The sequence below is a fragment of the Photorhabdus caribbeanensis genome, assembly GCF_018448885.1.
Lineage (GTDB): Bacteria > Pseudomonadota > Gammaproteobacteria > Enterobacterales > Enterobacteriaceae > Photorhabdus > Photorhabdus caribbeanensis.
In genome coordinates this window covers 1-852 of the sequence record NZ_RCWB01000122.1, presented here as the reverse complement: position 1 = coordinate 852, position 852 = coordinate 1, and the positions used below count along the sequence as shown (strand labels likewise).

Here is an 852-nt window from a genome sequence, read left to right as displayed (position 1 = left end):
GACGTAATACCTTATTGAGCAAATGAACAGTAATATTATCTGGTGGAAATCCAGTTTTTAAACTCTGACTTTCTTCATATCTTTCTTGACTCACTACATTTGCATTATTATTAATAGAAAAAGCTTTAAAATCATTCTTGTGATTCATATCCCTTCCTTAAATTAGATAATACCATCTCATAATCAATATATTTGAATCATTGTAAAAATAATCCCTCTGCAACTCACGCCAACCAAAGTCTAACTCAAAAAAATAATTCTTGTGGTTGTTTTTTATACTTGGGGTTCGGCCTGATAAAATTTTGGTAAAACTGCAATTTCAAACCTGGCATTTATAGCCACTTACCAATCAGCTTTTCTCACCCCAAAATTATCTAATTATTACTGCTGTTGTCTCGGCGCTTCCGGCCATTCCATATCAAGCACTTGCAGAACATCTACACGAGTGAGCAATACCCGATATTTTTTCCATTCGTGTAAAGCTGATTTTTCTGCTTCTGTTGCCATACCTATATCAACAGCATCTTGCAGCAACGAGTGTGTTTCATTTGCCTGTCGTAACAATTCTGCTTGCTTCCTTTTTGCTTCTGCAATCTGATGGGATTTGAGAAGGTTTTTATCAACCACCCACTCGTTACCATCCCATCTATCGTAATCGGTATCAGGTTTCTTGAATGTCAGAATTTCTGGCAGCTCACCCAATTCGGTAACTTCTTGCTGTGCACGGGTTTGTTTGTTGTAAACGATTTTCCCTCGGTGGTCAGGGACAATTTCCCAACGTTTACCATCTTCACTGCGACAAATAGCCATATCATCAGAATCGAGAAAATCTGGCGCATCGGGATAAGCACC

1 protein-coding gene and 1 pseudogene are annotated in these 852 nt (G+C 38.1%); both read right to left on the bottom strand.

What is annotated here, in order from left to right; genetic code table 11:
• Positions 1–148, bottom strand: a pseudogene (locus EAE90_RS24145) (phage tail protein); the annotation flags it as partial.
• A 233-nt stretch (positions 149–381) separates the two neighbouring features.
• Positions 382–852: tail fiber assembly protein (locus EAE90_RS23255; protein ID WP_214055452.1), on the bottom strand; the 471-nt coding region annotated here is incomplete at its 5' end.